This is a genomic window from Streptomyces sp. 5K101, assembly GCF_046506645.1.
Lineage (GTDB): Bacteria > Actinomycetota > Actinomycetes > Streptomycetales > Streptomycetaceae > Streptomyces.
On the sequence record NZ_JBKFFO010000045.1, the window covers coordinates 1 to 13,488 of the forward strand.

12 protein-coding genes and 2 pseudogenes are annotated in these 13,488 nt (G+C 72.0%); 8 read left to right on the forward strand and 6 right to left on the reverse strand.

What is annotated here, in order from left to right:
- Positions 1–38: 38 nt before the first annotated feature.
- Entirely contained in the window at positions 39–1,814 is a 1,776-nt protein-coding gene (locus tag ACLB9X_RS33835; protein WP_410364253.1) for a dolichyl-phosphate-mannose--protein mannosyltransferase, read from the reverse strand.
- Between the two features lie 61 nt (positions 1,815–1,875).
- Here ACLB9X_RS33835 and rsmI point away from each other — a divergent pair, with 61 nt between their 5' ends.
- The 3 genes and pseudogenes from rsmI to ACLB9X_RS33850 all read left to right on the forward strand — a co-directional run.
- Positions 1,876–2,733 carry a 16S rRNA (cytidine(1402)-2'-O)-methyltransferase gene (gene rsmI, locus ACLB9X_RS33840; protein WP_410364254.1) on the forward strand — a complete coding sequence of 286 codons (858 nt, stop codon included), beginning with the start codon at positions 1,876–1,878 and terminating at the stop codon, positions 2,731–2,733.
- A gap of 147 nt (positions 2,734–2,880) precedes the next feature.
- Positions 2,881–3,327 carry a hypothetical protein gene (locus ACLB9X_RS33845; protein WP_410364255.1) on the forward strand — a complete coding sequence of 149 codons (447 nt, stop codon included), beginning with the start codon at positions 2,881–2,883 and terminating at the stop codon, positions 3,325–3,327.
- A 155-nt stretch (positions 3,328–3,482) separates the two neighbouring features.
- Positions 3,483–3,809, forward strand: a pseudogene (locus ACLB9X_RS33850) (TatD family hydrolase); the annotation flags it as partial.
- A gap of 270 nt (positions 3,810–4,079) precedes the next feature.
- On the opposite strand, the gene ACLB9X_RS33855 reads toward ACLB9X_RS33850, so the two are convergent.
- The 5 genes from ACLB9X_RS33855 to ACLB9X_RS33875 form a co-directional block, all read right to left on the reverse strand.
- Positions 4,080–5,348 (reverse strand): aspartate aminotransferase family protein, encoded by a 1,269-nt coding sequence (locus ACLB9X_RS33855; protein WP_410364256.1) that lies wholly within the window; start codon positions 5,346–5,348, stop codon positions 4,080–4,082.
- Complete coding sequence (locus tag ACLB9X_RS33860) at positions 5,341–6,132, reverse strand: GNAT family N-acetyltransferase (protein ID WP_410364257.1); 792 nt, start codon at positions 6,130–6,132, stop codon at positions 5,341–5,343. Before ACLB9X_RS33860 ends, ACLB9X_RS33855 begins: the two co-directional genes overlap by 8 nt.
- A complete protein-coding gene (locus tag ACLB9X_RS33865) occupies positions 6,129–7,241 on the reverse strand; it encodes an iron-containing alcohol dehydrogenase (RefSeq protein ID WP_410364258.1) in 1,113 nt (370 codons plus the stop codon). The genes ACLB9X_RS33860 and ACLB9X_RS33865 overlap by 4 nt, the downstream gene beginning before the upstream one ends.
- A gap of 194 nt (positions 7,242–7,435) precedes the next feature.
- A complete protein-coding gene (locus tag ACLB9X_RS33870) occupies positions 7,436–7,627 on the reverse strand; it encodes a DUF397 domain-containing protein (RefSeq protein WP_410364259.1) in 192 nt (63 codons plus the stop codon).
- Positions 7,624–8,505 carry a DUF5753 domain-containing protein gene (locus ACLB9X_RS33875; RefSeq protein WP_410364260.1) on the reverse strand — a complete coding sequence of 294 codons (882 nt, stop codon included), beginning with the start codon at positions 8,503–8,505 and terminating at the stop codon, positions 7,624–7,626. The genes ACLB9X_RS33870 and ACLB9X_RS33875 overlap by 4 nt, the downstream gene beginning before the upstream one ends.
- A gap of 242 nt (positions 8,506–8,747) precedes the next feature.
- Here ACLB9X_RS33875 and ACLB9X_RS33880 point away from each other — a divergent pair, with 242 nt between their 5' ends.
- From ACLB9X_RS33880 to ACLB9X_RS33900, 5 genes and pseudogenes are all read left to right on the forward strand, one after another.
- Positions 8,748–9,266, forward strand: coding sequence for an ATP-binding protein (locus ACLB9X_RS33880; protein ID WP_410364261.1), 519 nt, complete (start codon positions 8,748–8,750; stop codon positions 9,264–9,266).
- A 76-nt stretch (positions 9,267–9,342) separates the two neighbouring features.
- Positions 9,343–9,894 (forward strand): annotated as a pseudogene (locus tag ACLB9X_RS33885) (TatD family hydrolase); the annotation flags it as partial.
- Between the two features lie 263 nt (positions 9,895–10,157).
- A complete protein-coding gene (locus ACLB9X_RS33890; protein WP_410364262.1) occupies positions 10,158–11,480 on the forward strand; it encodes a ubiquitin-like domain-containing protein in 1,323 nt (440 codons plus the stop codon).
- The gene (rsmA, locus tag ACLB9X_RS33895) at positions 11,477–12,373 is read left to right on the forward strand and encodes a 16S rRNA (adenine(1518)-N(6)/adenine(1519)-N(6))-dimethyltransferase RsmA (protein WP_410364263.1); all 897 of its coding nucleotides are present in this window, start codon (positions 11,477–11,479) and stop codon (positions 12,371–12,373) included. The genes ACLB9X_RS33890 and rsmA overlap by 4 nt, the downstream gene beginning before the upstream one ends.
- Positions 12,370–13,269, forward strand: a complete 900-nt coding sequence (locus tag ACLB9X_RS33900) for a 4-(cytidine 5'-diphospho)-2-C-methyl-D-erythritol kinase (RefSeq protein ID WP_410364264.1) — start codon at positions 12,370–12,372, stop codon at positions 13,267–13,269. The genes rsmA and ACLB9X_RS33900 overlap by 4 nt, the downstream gene beginning before the upstream one ends.
- Positions 13,270–13,488: the final 219 nt, after the last annotated feature.

The window sequence follows — 13,488 nt, forward strand, 5'->3', positions numbered from 1 at the left end:
ATCCCCATGCCATCGCGTGGCGGCCCCCGAATCTGCTGCTACACCCACGTGTCCAGCCACATCCGGCCGCGCCAGTCCTCCATCGGGATCGGCGTGCCCGTGTAGATGGGCCAGAAGTAGATGAAGTTCCACACGATCAGCAGCACCAGCACGCCCGCCCCGATCGCGCCCACCGCCCGGCGGCGTTCGTCGGAGCCCGCCGGGCCCAGCATCGCGCCGATCATCATGGCCACCGCCAGGCACAGGAACGGCACGAACACGACCGCGTAGAACAGGAAGATCGTCCGTTCCTGGTACAGCAGCCAGGGGGCCCAGCCCGCCAGGAACGCGCACAGGATCGCGCCCGCGCGCCAGTCCCGGCGGAAGAACCAGCGCCACAGGACGTAGCAGAGGGCGAAGCACGCCGCCCACCACAGCAGCGGCGTGCCCAGCGCCAGGACCTCGCTCGCGCACTTGTCGGCGGTGCCCTTCGGGCAGCCGCCCGTGCCCGCGGCCGGGTCCTCGTAGTAGTACGAGACCGGGCGGCCCAGCACCAGCCAGCTCCACGGGTTCGACTGGTAGGTGTGGCCGGAGGTCAGGCCGATGTGGAACTCGTAGACCTGCGTCTCGTAGTGCCAGAAGCTGCGCACCGGGGCGGGAATCCAGGACACGTCGAACTGCGGGAGCGGCACCGACCAGCCGGTGAACGGGATCGGCATGCTGTCCGGCGTCATGCCGGCACGGTTGTCCGCCCACGTGCGGTAGTAGCCGCCGCGGGTCGTGAACCACCCGCTCCACGACACCAGGTACGTCACCAGCGCGACCGGCACGGTCGAGACGAAGGCGGGGATCAGGTCCTTCCTGAGCACCGCCGCGTACGGGCGCACCGCGCCGGCCGTGCGGCGCGCGCCCACGTCCCACAGCACGCTCATCATGCAGAACGCGGCCATGATGTACAGGCCGTTCCACTTGGTGCCCGCCGCCAGGCCCAGCATCACGCCCGCCGTCAGCCGCCAGGGCCGCCACCCCAGCCGCAGCGTCTCGGCGACCCGGGCGTCCGGGCGCAGCACGCCGTCGGCGTCCTCCGGGAGCGCGGCGGCGAGCCTGCGCCGTGAGCGGTCGCGGTCGGCGAGCAGCGCGCCGAAGGCCGCGAGCACGAAGAACATCAGCACCAGGTCGAGCAGTGCCGTGCGGCTCATCACGAAGTGCAGGCCGTCCACGGCCAGCAGCAGACCCGCCAGGCAGCCGAGGAACGTCGAACGGAAGAGCCGGCGCCCGATCCGGCACAGCATCAGCACGGACAGCGTGCCGAGCACGGCGACCATGAAGCGCCAGCCGAAGGGCGTGAAGTCGAACAGCTTCTCGCCGAGCCCGATGACCCACTTGCCGACCGGCGGATGGACCACGTAGCCGGGGTCGTCGGGGACCGGGACGGACGAGCCGTCCCTGAGGATCGTCTTGTCGACGTCCTTCGGCCAGCTCGCCTCGTAGCCCTGGTTGATCAGCGCCCAGGCGTCCTTGGCGTAGTACGTCTCGTCGAATATCACCGCGTGCGGCTTGCCGAGGTTCCAGAACCGCAGCGCCCCGGCGAGCAGCGCCACCAGGACCGGTCCGCCCCAGGTGGCGATCCGCAGCAGCGGCTCCACGTCGCCCGGCCGGATGCCGAGCACCGCCCACAGCCGGCCCGAAGGGCGGGTGTACGGCGGCACCAGGCGTTCGCGCAGGCCGATCACGGGCCGGGGCGTGTAGCCGAATCGGCGCAGCCGCTGCTGCCAGCCGGGCGGCGGCTGGCTCGCGTCCTTGCCCTCTATGGTGTGCGGCGCGGTACTGGTCACCGCGCCATCGTAGGGAACACAGCTGTGCGGGTGGTCTCTCCCGTCCTGGGAGGATGGCTTTGTGACTGGAACGCTCGTACTCGCAGGGACCCCCATCGGCGACGTGGCGGACGCGCCGCCGCGGCTCGCCGCCGAACTGGCGGGCGCCGACATCGTCGCCGCCGAGGACACGCGCCGGCTGCGCCGGCTCACCCAGGCCCTCGGCGTGCAGCCGCAGGGCCGGGTCGTGTCGTACTTCGAGGGCAACGAGTCGGCGCGCACCCCCGAACTCGTCGAGGCCCTCGTCGGCGGCGCGCGGGTGCTGCTGGTCACGGACGCGGGCATGCCGTCCGTCTCCGACCCCGGCTACCGGCTCGTCGCCGCAGCGGTGGAGCAGGACATCAAGGTCACGGCCGTGCCGGGGCCGTCGGCGGTGCTGACCGCGCTCGCCCTGTCGGGGCTGCCCGTCGACCGCTTCTGCTTCGAGGGCTTCCTGCCCCGCAAGGCGGGCGAGCGCCTCGGCCGGCTGCGCGAGGTCGCGGACGAGCGGCGCACCCTCGTCTACTTCGAGGCGCCGCACCGCCTCGACGACACGCTCGCCGCGATGGCCGAGGTCTTCGGCGCCGACCGGCGCGCGGCGGTGTGCCGGGAGCTGACGAAGACCTACGAGGAGGTCAAGCGCGGCGGCCTCGGCGAGCTGGCGGCCTGGGCGGCCGACGGCGTGCGCGGCGAGATCACCGTCGTCGTCGAGGGCGCGCCCGCGGCCGGGCCCGCCGAACTCGACGCCGACGAGCTGGTGCGCAGGGTGCGGGTGCGCGAGGAGGCGGGGGAGAGGCGCAAGGAGGCGATCGCCGCGGTGGCCGCCGAGGCGGGCCTGCCCAAGCGCGAGGTGTTCGACGCCGTCGTCGCGGCAAAGAACGCCACTCGATCGGCCCAGTAAAAGGGCAAGAGGCTATCGTGAAGGGCAAAGCCCCGACCTTGCAGCGGCCTTTTCGGCAAGGGAAGTCAAAGAGCCTTCCATTGTTCGACCGGCGCTGATGCGCTCCCGCCGGAAAAGGCGTCCACTGTTCGGTGGAGAGGAGCTGGCATGACTGAGATCACTGGCACAGGCGCCGCCGTCGGCCACGAGGAGTACTCCTTCGCCTGCATGTACTGCGGGCACGGCTGGGAGCAGTCGTACGACATCGAGCACCACACGGACGGAACGGGCCGGGCCTTCGTCGTCTACAAGACCGGCGGCGTGCGGGTGCCTTCCCCGCTCAAGTCCCCGACCTGCGTGAACTGCGGAAGACACCGGGTCCGGATCATGCGGGCGGGGCAGGTCTCCTCGGTCCACGACATGATGGCGCAGATGTACAACCAGCCGCGGGCGCACCCTGTGCCCACGGCGTCGCCCGCCGAAGCGCAGGGCGCGGCTACGGAAGCCGCGGAGCCCCCGGCGGTCCCCCGTCCGGAGGGCGAGCCCCCGGGGCCGGTTCGTCAGCACCACTGGCACCTCTCCGACCTTCTTCACCCCTTCCACCACCGCAAGTGAGCCGCCGGTGAGCCGCCGACGAGCGGCCCCCGACCACCTGCGAGCCGCCGACGAGCGGCCCCCGAGCGTCCGGTGAGCCGCCGGCGAGCGGTCGCCGCACGGCCGGTGACCTGCGCGCGTGAGCCCGTGGGCGGGCGCCTCGTAGGATCGCGCCCATGAGTTCGAAGTCCGTACCGCCGCCGCTGCCCGAACCGCTCGGGGTGGCGGTCGCCGATTCGCACACCCACCTGGACATGCAGGACGGCACCGTCGAGGAGGCCCTGGCCAGGGCCGCGGCGGTGGGCGTGACGACCGTCGTCCAGGTGGGCTGCGACATCAAGGGGTCCCAATGGGCCGCCGAGACCGCGGCCGCGCACCGGGAGGTCCACGCCGCGGTCGCGCTGCACCCGAACGAGGCGCCGCGCATCGTCCTTGGTGACCCCGACGGCTGGTCGCGGCAGGGGGCGCGCGAGGGGGGCGGGGACGCCGCGCTCGACGACGCGGGGGATGTCCCTACGTGCCTGACGTTCAGGTGACGCCCCGCCGTCGTCGGCTCCGACCGCGCGCGACGCGCCCGCCGTCGTGGCCGTGCTCCCCTGGTTGCGGCTTCTGTGCGGGCCGGGAGCCCCACGCATTCGCGCGGTTCTCCCAGCTCCGCACAGACTAGACGGTCGCGGGTCGGCCCTCAGGACACCGGCGTCACGCGGGTTTGACCGCGAGGCGGCAGGTGTAATTCCAGTGATCCGGTGGTCGTGGGGCCGGGGTCGTTGGGGTCACGATTCCCCTCGGCCAGCGTCCAGCGCGGCGCGCAGCGCCGGGCCTGCCGCTTCGAGCGTCGCCGCGATGTCACGTTCGGTGTGGCTAGCGCTGATCACCGAGCGCCCGCCGTCCACGTCGGCTTTCTCGAAGTGCCCGAGCGTGCGCAGGGTGCGGCGGTAGCGCGCGAACAACTGGTGATCGCCCTTGCGGACGTCGAGGTGACAGCGGGGCCGGGGCCCGAACCACAGCGTGAACGCCGAGCCGAACCCGGTTGCGTGCGCTTGCACTCCGGCGCGGTCGGCAACCTCTTGCAAGCCCGTGCGCATCGCTTCGCCGAGCCGGAACATGTGCGCGTGAGCCTGACCGTCGCGCAACCGGTCGAGGACTGCCAGCGCGGCGGCGACGGCCGCGCCGTTGCCGTTGAAGGTGCCCGCGAACACAGCCTTTCCGTCGTCGTGCGTGTTCCATTGCTGCATCAGGTGCGACGGTCCCGCCACGACGCCGATCGGGAAGCCGTTGCCGAGCGCCTTGCCCATCGTCGTCAGGTGCGGATGGATGCCCCAGAGCGCCTGAACGCCGCCGAGGTGATGGCGCACCCCCGTTACGACCTCATCGAAGATCAGCAGCGCGCCGAAGTCGTCGCAGAGCGCGCGTACGGCTTTGAGGTATCCGTCGTCAGGCATCACGGTCGGCCCGCAGTTGTGGACGAGGGGTTCCAGGATCACCCCGGCGATGCGGTCGGGGTACCGCCGAAACAGCTCGTCCAGCACGGCGAGGTTGTTGTACGTGCACGTCAGCGTGAGGCCGTTGACGTGGGGCACCACGCCAGGGGAGAACGGGATCACGGCGTCGTGCCAACCGTGGTAGCTCCCTTCCATGCGGACGATGAACGGCCGGTTCGTGACCGCGCGAGCCAGCCGCACGGCGTAGGCGGTTGCTTCGCTTCCGGAGTTGCAGAGCAAGACCTGATCGGCGCTCGGGATCACCTCCGTGAGCTGCTCGGCCAACTCGATCTCGGGGAGTGACACCCCCACCCCGGCGTGCAGCCCACGCGCCGAGGCGGACGCCACGCTTTCCGTCACGAACGGGTCAGCATGGCCCAGGACCGCCGTTCCCGCGCCGCCGTAGTAGTCAACGAGCTGTTGCCCGTCGGCATCCTCCAGGTACGCCCCACGCGCGTTCTGGACGACCAAGGGCGGAGTCGTCCGGCGTCGGCCCGAGTTGACGCCACCGGGAATGACGCGGGCCGCCCGCTCCACCAGCTCAGCGGACGTTTCAGACACGGTCCGCCTCCGTCCAGGTGAAGGTGTCGAACATGAACGCCGTGTCGAACCCGAGCGCGGTCCAGATCGGCGCACCGACCAGCGACGCTTGCCCCGACGCGGTAGCGCATCCGCGTTCGCGCGCGTCGAGCAGTGCGGCGGTCAGCAGCTTGCGGCCGAGGCGCTTTCCAGCCGCATCGGGGTGGGTCGCCCCGAAGTACACCCCACAGTCAGCGGCACCGTCCACGCCGGGGTTGTCGATGGCGCACACGACCGCCGCCGCCTCGCCGTCGAGGCGGGCGCGGTAGGGCCGCAGGTCCAGCCCCGGCGGCATGTTCTGAAGCGCGGCGGCCAGCCCCGCGCCGCCGTCGTGCGCGGCCTCGTTGATGCGGCCGACGGTAGCCATGTCGGCGTCCGCGTCGTGTTCGAGGTCGCTGAGGTCGCACGGCTCGAACGTCGCGAGGTCCAGCAGGATCGCCGGAAGCCGAAGCGTGTTGCGGTAGCCGCGTGTGGTCAGGGCCGCCATCGCATCCGTTTCCCAACCTGGAACCCAGATGCTCCACTTGCGGACGCCAGCGGAGCGGTAGGCGTCGGTCATGCCGTCAAGCCCGGCGATCAGCCCGGCCACCGTGTCGAACGTCGCCATGTTGACGATGGTCTGTTCCGGTGCGGACGGGACGACCGCCGCAAGGATGCCGCCACCGTCGTACAGCGACGAGCCTGGGGCGGCCCCGGCGATCATCAGAACCTCGGTGGCGAGGTTCGCGCGCTGGATCGCGACCGTGCGGTCATGGTCGAAGGTCATGCAAGAGCCCCTGTCAGGTGTCGAAGGGTGTCCACCGCCGAGCGGATCTCGGCGGGCTTCGCGTCCTCGATGAACGCGTGTCCGTCCTCGTTGAGGGCAGGCACGGGCCAGTGCTGATCGCCGCCGCGAGTGAGGACCGTCGCGGCAAGCGCGTTATCCACGAAGCGGGGTTCGTGGAGGAGCGGGTGATAGGTCGGCAGGCCGAGGCTGTGACTCAGCTCCGCGATGTGCGCGGGGTATTCGTCGTGCACGAACCCGCGTTGTGCGGCCAGCACCCCCGCGAGCGCGGCGCAGATGTTGACGGCCTCCCCGTGGTTGACCTGGCCAGCGGTGGCCATCTCCAACGCGGGGGAGATCGTGTGCCCGTAGTCCGGCCAGCGGCACAGCTCCTCTTCGTAGAGGTCGTGGGCGAGGTGATCGAGGATGCCGCCGATGGAGAGCCGCAACACCTCGTCAGCGGCATCGTGCGCGAACGCCGTGTCGATCAGCTCCACGCCGTGCTCGTGGAGCCGCGCGAGGAGGTTCGGCGACACCATCTCGGCGACCTTCTTGATTTCCGCGAGGCCCGCCCGGATTTGGCGCTTGTCCAGCGTGGCGAGCCATCCGGGGTCCAGCAGCACGGTTCGGGCCGGGTGATAGGCCCCGATCAGGTTCTTCTTGCCGCACTGGTTGACGGCCCGCTTGCCCCCGAGCGAGGCGTCGATCAGGCCAACCAGGGTGGTCGGAACGGCAACGTAGGGCGTGCCCTTGCGCAGCTCCGCCGCCGCGAACCCCGCGAGGTCGAGCACGATCCCGCCGCCAATCGCGAGGATCTCGTCACGGCGGGCGAGGTGCATGCCGACTGCCGCCGCGTGGATCTGATCGGCGGTCGCGCGGGTCTTCGTCGGCTCGCTCGCGGTGATCTCGATGACCTCGAACGGCAGGCCCAGCCGCTGAAGCCATGGGGTGATGCGGTCGCCGTAGAGGCGGCTTACCTCCGCGTCGAGCACGACGAGGCGTCGAGCCGGTGGCGGGCCTGCGTGGTGGTCGAGCAGCGCGGCCGGGTCTGCGTGGTCGAGCAGCCCCGGGCACAGCTCCAGGTGGTACGTCGTGGCACGGCGCGCGGTCACGCGCCAGCCTGACGGATGGGTCGTAAGCGACACTGTCGCCTCCCGTATCGGCAGTGAGCTGGGACCAGGAGGGGCGTCGGGCGCAGCGGGACATCCCGCTGGCTACGTGCAACGCCTCGGGCACTCAGCGTACGCCCGCCGTCGCGCTGGGGCTACGGGTTGCGAGCTTTCATTTGCGAGATGTCGTCTTGTGGTCATCCGACCTCACCCCGCTTGACACGACCGATGAACTCCGCCCACTCGTCCCAGGGGAAGGCCAGTACCGGGCCGTCGGGGTCCTTGCTGTCGCGGACCTCGATCCCGTCGGGCGTCGGGGCGACTTCGAGGCATTGACCGTCCGCGCTGCTGCGTGAGCTTTTCTGCCACCTGCGCCGGGCACGAGTCACGCGGTCACCTCCTCACGCTCGAAGGTGGCGGCGGCGGTCGCGATCAGCGCGAGCGAGTCATCCGGGGTGAGCGCCACCCGTTGCAGGTCGCCGAACGTCCCGGCGTACCGCTGGACATCCGTCTCGGCATCGAAGAACGCCGTCTCCATGCTGCCGTCGATGTAGACGACATCGGGTTCTGCGTCCTCGACGAAGTGCAGGACGGCGAAGCTCCCGGTCATGCCCGCGTGCGCACCCGCGCGGTAGGGGATCACCTGCAACGTGATGTTCGGCTGGGCCGCCGCCGCGTGCAGGTGGCGCAGTTGCTCGCCCATGATCAGCGGGCCGCCGACCTGTCGCCAGAGCGCCGCCTCGTCCATGATCACGGCGAGGTGCAAGGGACGGTCGCCGGTCAGCAGCGATTGACGTCCCGTCCTGACCTCCACGCGGTGGTGAACGCTCTCGGGTGGGAGCGTCGGGCGTACCCCCTGGATCACGGCGCGGGTGTACGCGCGTGTCTGGAGCAGGCCCGGCACGAACTGTGCCTCGAAGTTCTGGACGCTGCGGGCCATGGCTTCGTAGCGCATGTACGTCACGTACTGCGTCGGGAGGTCCGGGGGGTACTCCCGTAGCTCGGCCTGCTCGACCAGCGCCATGCCATGCAGCGCGAGGACCGCGTTGCGTTGCAGCTCTGGGGTGCCGTAGGCGTCGAGCAGAGCCGCCACGGTGCGGTGCTGGGGGCAGACCTGGGCGTTGATGACCCGGTGCACGGTCGCCGGGCTGACGCGGGTCCGGCGCGTGAGCTGCTGCGAGCCGAGATCCGCCGCCGTGTGGAGCTGCGACAGCTCGGCCGCGAAGCGCCGAAGGCGTGGGGTCGGCATGTGCCGGGATGGGGTCACGCTCACTCCCTCCGTGTGCATGAGCGATTAGGGCGAGTGTGGACCATGCCGGGGCCTGACGCCAAGTCGTGTCGCAGATGAGGAATCTCATCTGTTCTCTTGCACGCGATCACTCCGGCGGGCCATCCTGGAACCCGGCACGGCATCCCCTGAACGGGCCTACGCCGTGCGCCTGTCGCCAGGCCGCCAACGTATCCCAGGTGTGCGCGGCCCTGAATCCGGGAGGACCTTTGACCCCCTACATGACGAGGCTGCCGCTTGCGGCGACGGCGACGGCACCCCGGTGCTCTCGGATGGTCGTGACGCAGGCACTGCGGGCGTGGGGCCTGGCCGCGATGGCGGACACGTCGGCGCTGATCGTGTCCGAGCTGGTGACCAACGCAGTACGAGCAACCGGGGTCACGGAGCGGGACGCGGAGTACTCGGCGCTGGAGCGCGTGGCGCTGATCGGATTGCAGGTCCGGCTGTCCGGGCCGCATCTCGTCCTGGAGGTGTGGGACGGCAGCCACGACGCGCCTACGGAGCGCCGCCCGGACGCCAACGCCGAGGACGGCCGGGGGCTGCTGCTGGTGCGGACGATGAGTGCTAGCTGTGGCGTGCGCTGGCCAGAGGCGGGCGGAAAGGTCGTGTTCGCGATGCTGGCGCTGGAGGCGGTGCCGACCGGCGCGGCGCATCCGTCCTCGCCGCTGCGGGCGAACGGTCGCGGGTCGGGGAGGTTGGATCGTGCCTTGGACGAGGTGTTGGCCGCAGGGTCGTCCTAGGGCTCAGGTCGTTGGGTGGGTGGCTGGGCGTGTGCGCAAAGGCCGGGCCGCGACGGGCCGCGCGCCGGGACAACGCCACGACGCGCTCACGGAGATCGACCGGCTCGCGGCCCTCGACGAGGTGAAGGCCGTCGGGGAAACGGGGCTGGACTATTTCCGTACGGGCCCCGAGGGAATGGCGGCGCAGGAACGCTCGTTCCGTGCGCACATCGAGATCGCCAAACGGCACGGCAAGGCCCTCGTCATTCACGACCGCGATGCCCACGCGGACGTGCTGCGCATTCTCGCGGAGGAAGGCGCGCCCGAACGCACCGTGTTCCACTGCTATTCGGGCGACGCGGAAATGGCGGAAGTCTGCGCGGCCGCAGGCTACTTCATGTCCTTCGCCGGCAACGTGACCTTCAAGAACGCCCAGCCGCTGCGCGACGCGCTCGCCGTGGCCCCCGCCGAACTCGTCCTGGTGGAGACGGACGCGCCGTTCCTCACCCCGGTGCCGTACCGCGGACGGCCCAACGCGCCCTATCTCATCCCGGTCACGCTGCGGGCCATGGCGAAGGTCAAGGGACTGGACGAGGACACGCTGGCCTCGGCGATCGCGGCGAACACCGCCCGCGCGTTCGACTACTGACCCGATCGGGCGTACCGGCGTCTCGCGACGCTGCGTGTTCGTGCCGTTTTGGAGAGTGACGAACGCTCCGATACTGTCCGGTGCCACCTGTCGGGCCGGACATTCTCTGGAGCGTCGTGAGCAATGCGCAGGGCAGTCACCGTGCCGCACGCGGCGGCCGCCGTCAGGCGCCTTCCCGGGCCGTGTTCACCGCCGGGCCGGGCGACGCGGCAGCCCCGCCGGCCCCGGCAGCGGCGGCGTACGGTCCGCCGGAGTGGACGACCATGTCGGCGCGTCTGGCCACGGCGTACGCGCCGACGGTGCCGTGCGTGAACCTGCGTGGCAGCGGCCTCCCCGCCCCCGCGACGCCCGCGTACGGCGGGACGGGGGAGACCGGGCCGCAACTGCCGCACCAGATGCCGCCCCGGTACCCGGACGCCCCGCGCGGCACAGGACCGTCCGGCACGGGCGGACGCGGGCGTGGGCGCGGTCGGCGGCGCCGAGCGGCAGAGCGGCCCGACACCCTGCGCCGCCTCGTCCCGCGGGCCCTCGTCGTCGCCTTCCTCGCCGGCGGGACCTCCGCCTTCGTCGCGGCCGACAAGGCCGTGCGGCTCACCGTCGACGGCGAGACCCGCACCCTGCACACCTTCGCCGACGACGTGCGGGAACTGCTGCACGACGAAGGTCTGGCCGTCGCCCCGCACGACATCGTCGCCCCCGGGGCGGACGCGGACCTCGACAACGGCGACGAGGTCGTCGTCCGCTACGGCCGCCCCCTCGCCCTCACCCTCGACGGCCACCGCCGCACCGTGTGGACCACGGCCCGCTCGGTCGAGGAGGCGCTGCGGCAACTCGGCGTCCGCGCGGAAGGGGCGTTCCTGTCCGTCTCGCGCTCGTCCGCCCTCCCGCGCTCCGGGCTCGCATTCGACGTGCGCACCGAGCGGTCCGTCACGTTCATGGCCGACGGCCGCGAGCGCACCATCCGCACCAACGCGGCGACCGTGCGCGAGGCGCTCGCCGAGGCCGGCATCAGGCTGCGCGGCCAGGACACCACCTCCGTACCGCCCGAGAGCTTCCCGGGCGACGGCCAGACCGTCACCGTCATGCGGGTCACCCGCAGCCGCGAGGTCCGCGAGGAACCCATCCCGTACGCCGTCGAAAGGACCCGCGACCCGCGGCTCTTCGCCGGCACCGAGGTCGTGGTGCGCCAGGGCGAGCCGGGCGTTCGCCGGGTCACCTACGCGCTGCGCACCGTCGACGGGGTACGCCAGAAGCCGCGCGAGCTCTCCGTGGAGATCGTGCGCGAGCCGGTCACCGAGCAGGTACGGGTCGGCACCCGGCAGCTGCCGTCGTCCGTGAGCGGCGCCGACCACCTCGACTGGGACGCCCTCGCCCAGTGCGAGTCGGGCGGCCGGCCCGGCGCGGTCGACCCGTCGGGGAACTACGGCGGCCTGTACCAGTTCGACACCGGGACCTGGCGCTCGCTGGGCGGCAGCGGACGCCCGCAGGACGCGTCCCCCGAGGAACAGACGTACCGGGCGAAGAAGCTCTACGTGCAGCGGGGGGCGAGTCCGTGGCCGCACTGCGGCCGTAGGCTGTATCGGTGAGCACCACTGATCCCGACGCACTCCTCGGCCCCGCCGACATCCGCGAACTGGCCGCCACGCTGGGCGTACGCCCCACCAAGCAGCGCGGCCAGAACTTCGTCATCGACGCCAACACGGTCCGCCGGATCGTGCGCACGGCCGAGGTCGAGCCCGACGACGTGGTCGTCGAGGTGGGCCCCGGGCTCGGATCGCTGACCCTCGCGCTGCTGGAGGCGGCGGACCGGGTCGTCGCCGTCGAGATCGACGACGTGCTCGCCGCGGCCCTGCCGACGACGATCGCCGCCCGCCTGCCCGAGAAGGCGTCGCGCTTCTCGCTCGTCCACTCCGACGCCATGCACGTGCAGGAGCTGCCGGGCCCGGCGCCGACCGCGCTCGTCGCGAACCTGCCGTACAACGTCGCCGTCCCTGTCCTGCTGCACATGCTGGAGCGCTTCCCGACGATCGAGCGCACCCTGGTCATGGTCCAGTCGGAGGTCGCCGACCGGCTCGCCGCCCAGCCGGGGAACAAGGTGTACGGCGTCCCGTCCGTCAAGGCCAACTGGTACGCCGAGGTCAAGCGGGCCGGTGCGATCGGCCGCAACGTCTTCTGGCCCGCCCCCAACGTGGACTCCGGCCTCGTGTCGCTGGTGCGCCGCAAGGAACCGCTCGCCACGACGGCCTCCCGGCAGGAGGTCTTCGCCGTCGTCGACGCGGCCTTCGCGCAGCGCCGCAAGACCCTGCGGGCCGCGCTCGCGGGCTGGGCCGGATCACCCGCCGCCGCGGAGGCGGCGCTGGTGGCGGCCGGCGTCTCGCCGCAGGCGCGCGGCGAGGCGCTGACGGTGGAGGAGTTCGCGCGGATCGCGGAGGCCAAGCGGATCGCGGAGGGCAAGCGGATCGCGGAGGCGAAGCAGTGAGTGTGACCGTACGGGTGCCGGCGAAGGTCAACGCGCAGCTGGCGGTCGGCGGGGTGCGCCCCGACGGCTACCACGACCTGGCCAACGTGTTCCTCGCGGTGGGGCTGTACGACGAAGTGACCGTGACTCCGGCCGCGTCGCTGACGCTCACCTGCGCCGGGCCCGGCGCGGAGCAGGTCCCCCTGGACCGTACGAACCTGGCGGCCCGCGCGGCCGAGCTCCTCGCGGCGCGCCACGGGATCTCGCCCGACGTGCACATCCACATCGACAAGGACATCCCGGTCGCCGGCGGCATGGCGGGCGGCAGCGCGGACGGCGCGGGCGCGCTGCTGGCGTGCGACGCGCTGTGGGGACTCGGCTCGTCGCGGGACGAACTGCTCTCCCTCTGCGCCGAGTTGGGCTCCGACGTGCCGTTCAGCCTGGTGGGCGGGGCGGCGCTGGGCACCGGCCGCGGCGAGCGGCTCACGGAGCTGGAGGTCCGCGGGACGTTCCACTGGGTGTTCGCGATGGCGGACGGCGGGCTGTCGACGCCGGTGGTGTTCGGGGAGTTCGACCGGCTGAACTCCGCTGTCGCCGTGCCCGATCCCGTCGCCTCGCCAGCGCTGCTGGAGGCGCTGCGCACGGGCGACGCGGCGGCGCTCGCGGGCGCGCTCGTGAACGACCTCCAGCCCGCGGCGCTCTCGCTGCGGCCGTCGCTGTCCGAGACGCTCGCGACGGGCATGTCCGCCGGGGCGCTCGCCTGCCTCGTCTCGGGTTCGGGCCCGACGACGGCGTTCCTGACCAAGGACGAGGACGCGGCGGGGGCGGTGGCGTCGGTGATGGTCGCGTCGGGCACGTGCCGCGCGGCGCGTGTGGCGGCGGGGCCGGTGCGGGGGGCGACGGTCGTCTCGTCGTAAGGCGTTGCGGGGCGTGGGGGCCGCGGGTGGGGGCCGCTGCGCGTGCTTGTCCCTCCCCGCCCCTTCCCAAAACCGGGCTCCGCCCGGACCCGGTACCGCGCTGCGCGCGGTGTCCTCAATCGCCGGACGGGCTGCAAAATGCAGCCCCGCTGGGGGCACCTCCCACGGCCGCCAGGCCGTAGGGGGAGTTTGAGGCGCGGGGGTCCGGGGGCGGAGCCC

What these genes read in the sequence shown, in the direction of transcription:
- ACLB9X_RS33860 (WP_410364257.1), bottom strand. Translation starts at nt 6,132, where the DNA reads ATGACCTTCGACCATGACCGCACGGTCGCGATCCAGCGCGCGAACCTC.
- ACLB9X_RS33890 (WP_410364262.1), top strand. Translation starts at nt 10,158, where the DNA reads ATGTCGGCGCGTCTGGCCACGGCGTACGCGCCGACGGTGCCGTGCGTG.
- ACLB9X_RS33845 (WP_410364255.1), top strand. Translation starts at nt 2,881, where the DNA reads ATGACTGAGATCACTGGCACAGGCGCCGCCGTCGGCCACGAGGAGTAC.
- ACLB9X_RS33880 (WP_410364261.1), top strand. Translation starts at nt 8,748, where the DNA reads ATGACGAGGCTGCCGCTTGCGGCGACGGCGACGGCACCCCGGTGCTCT.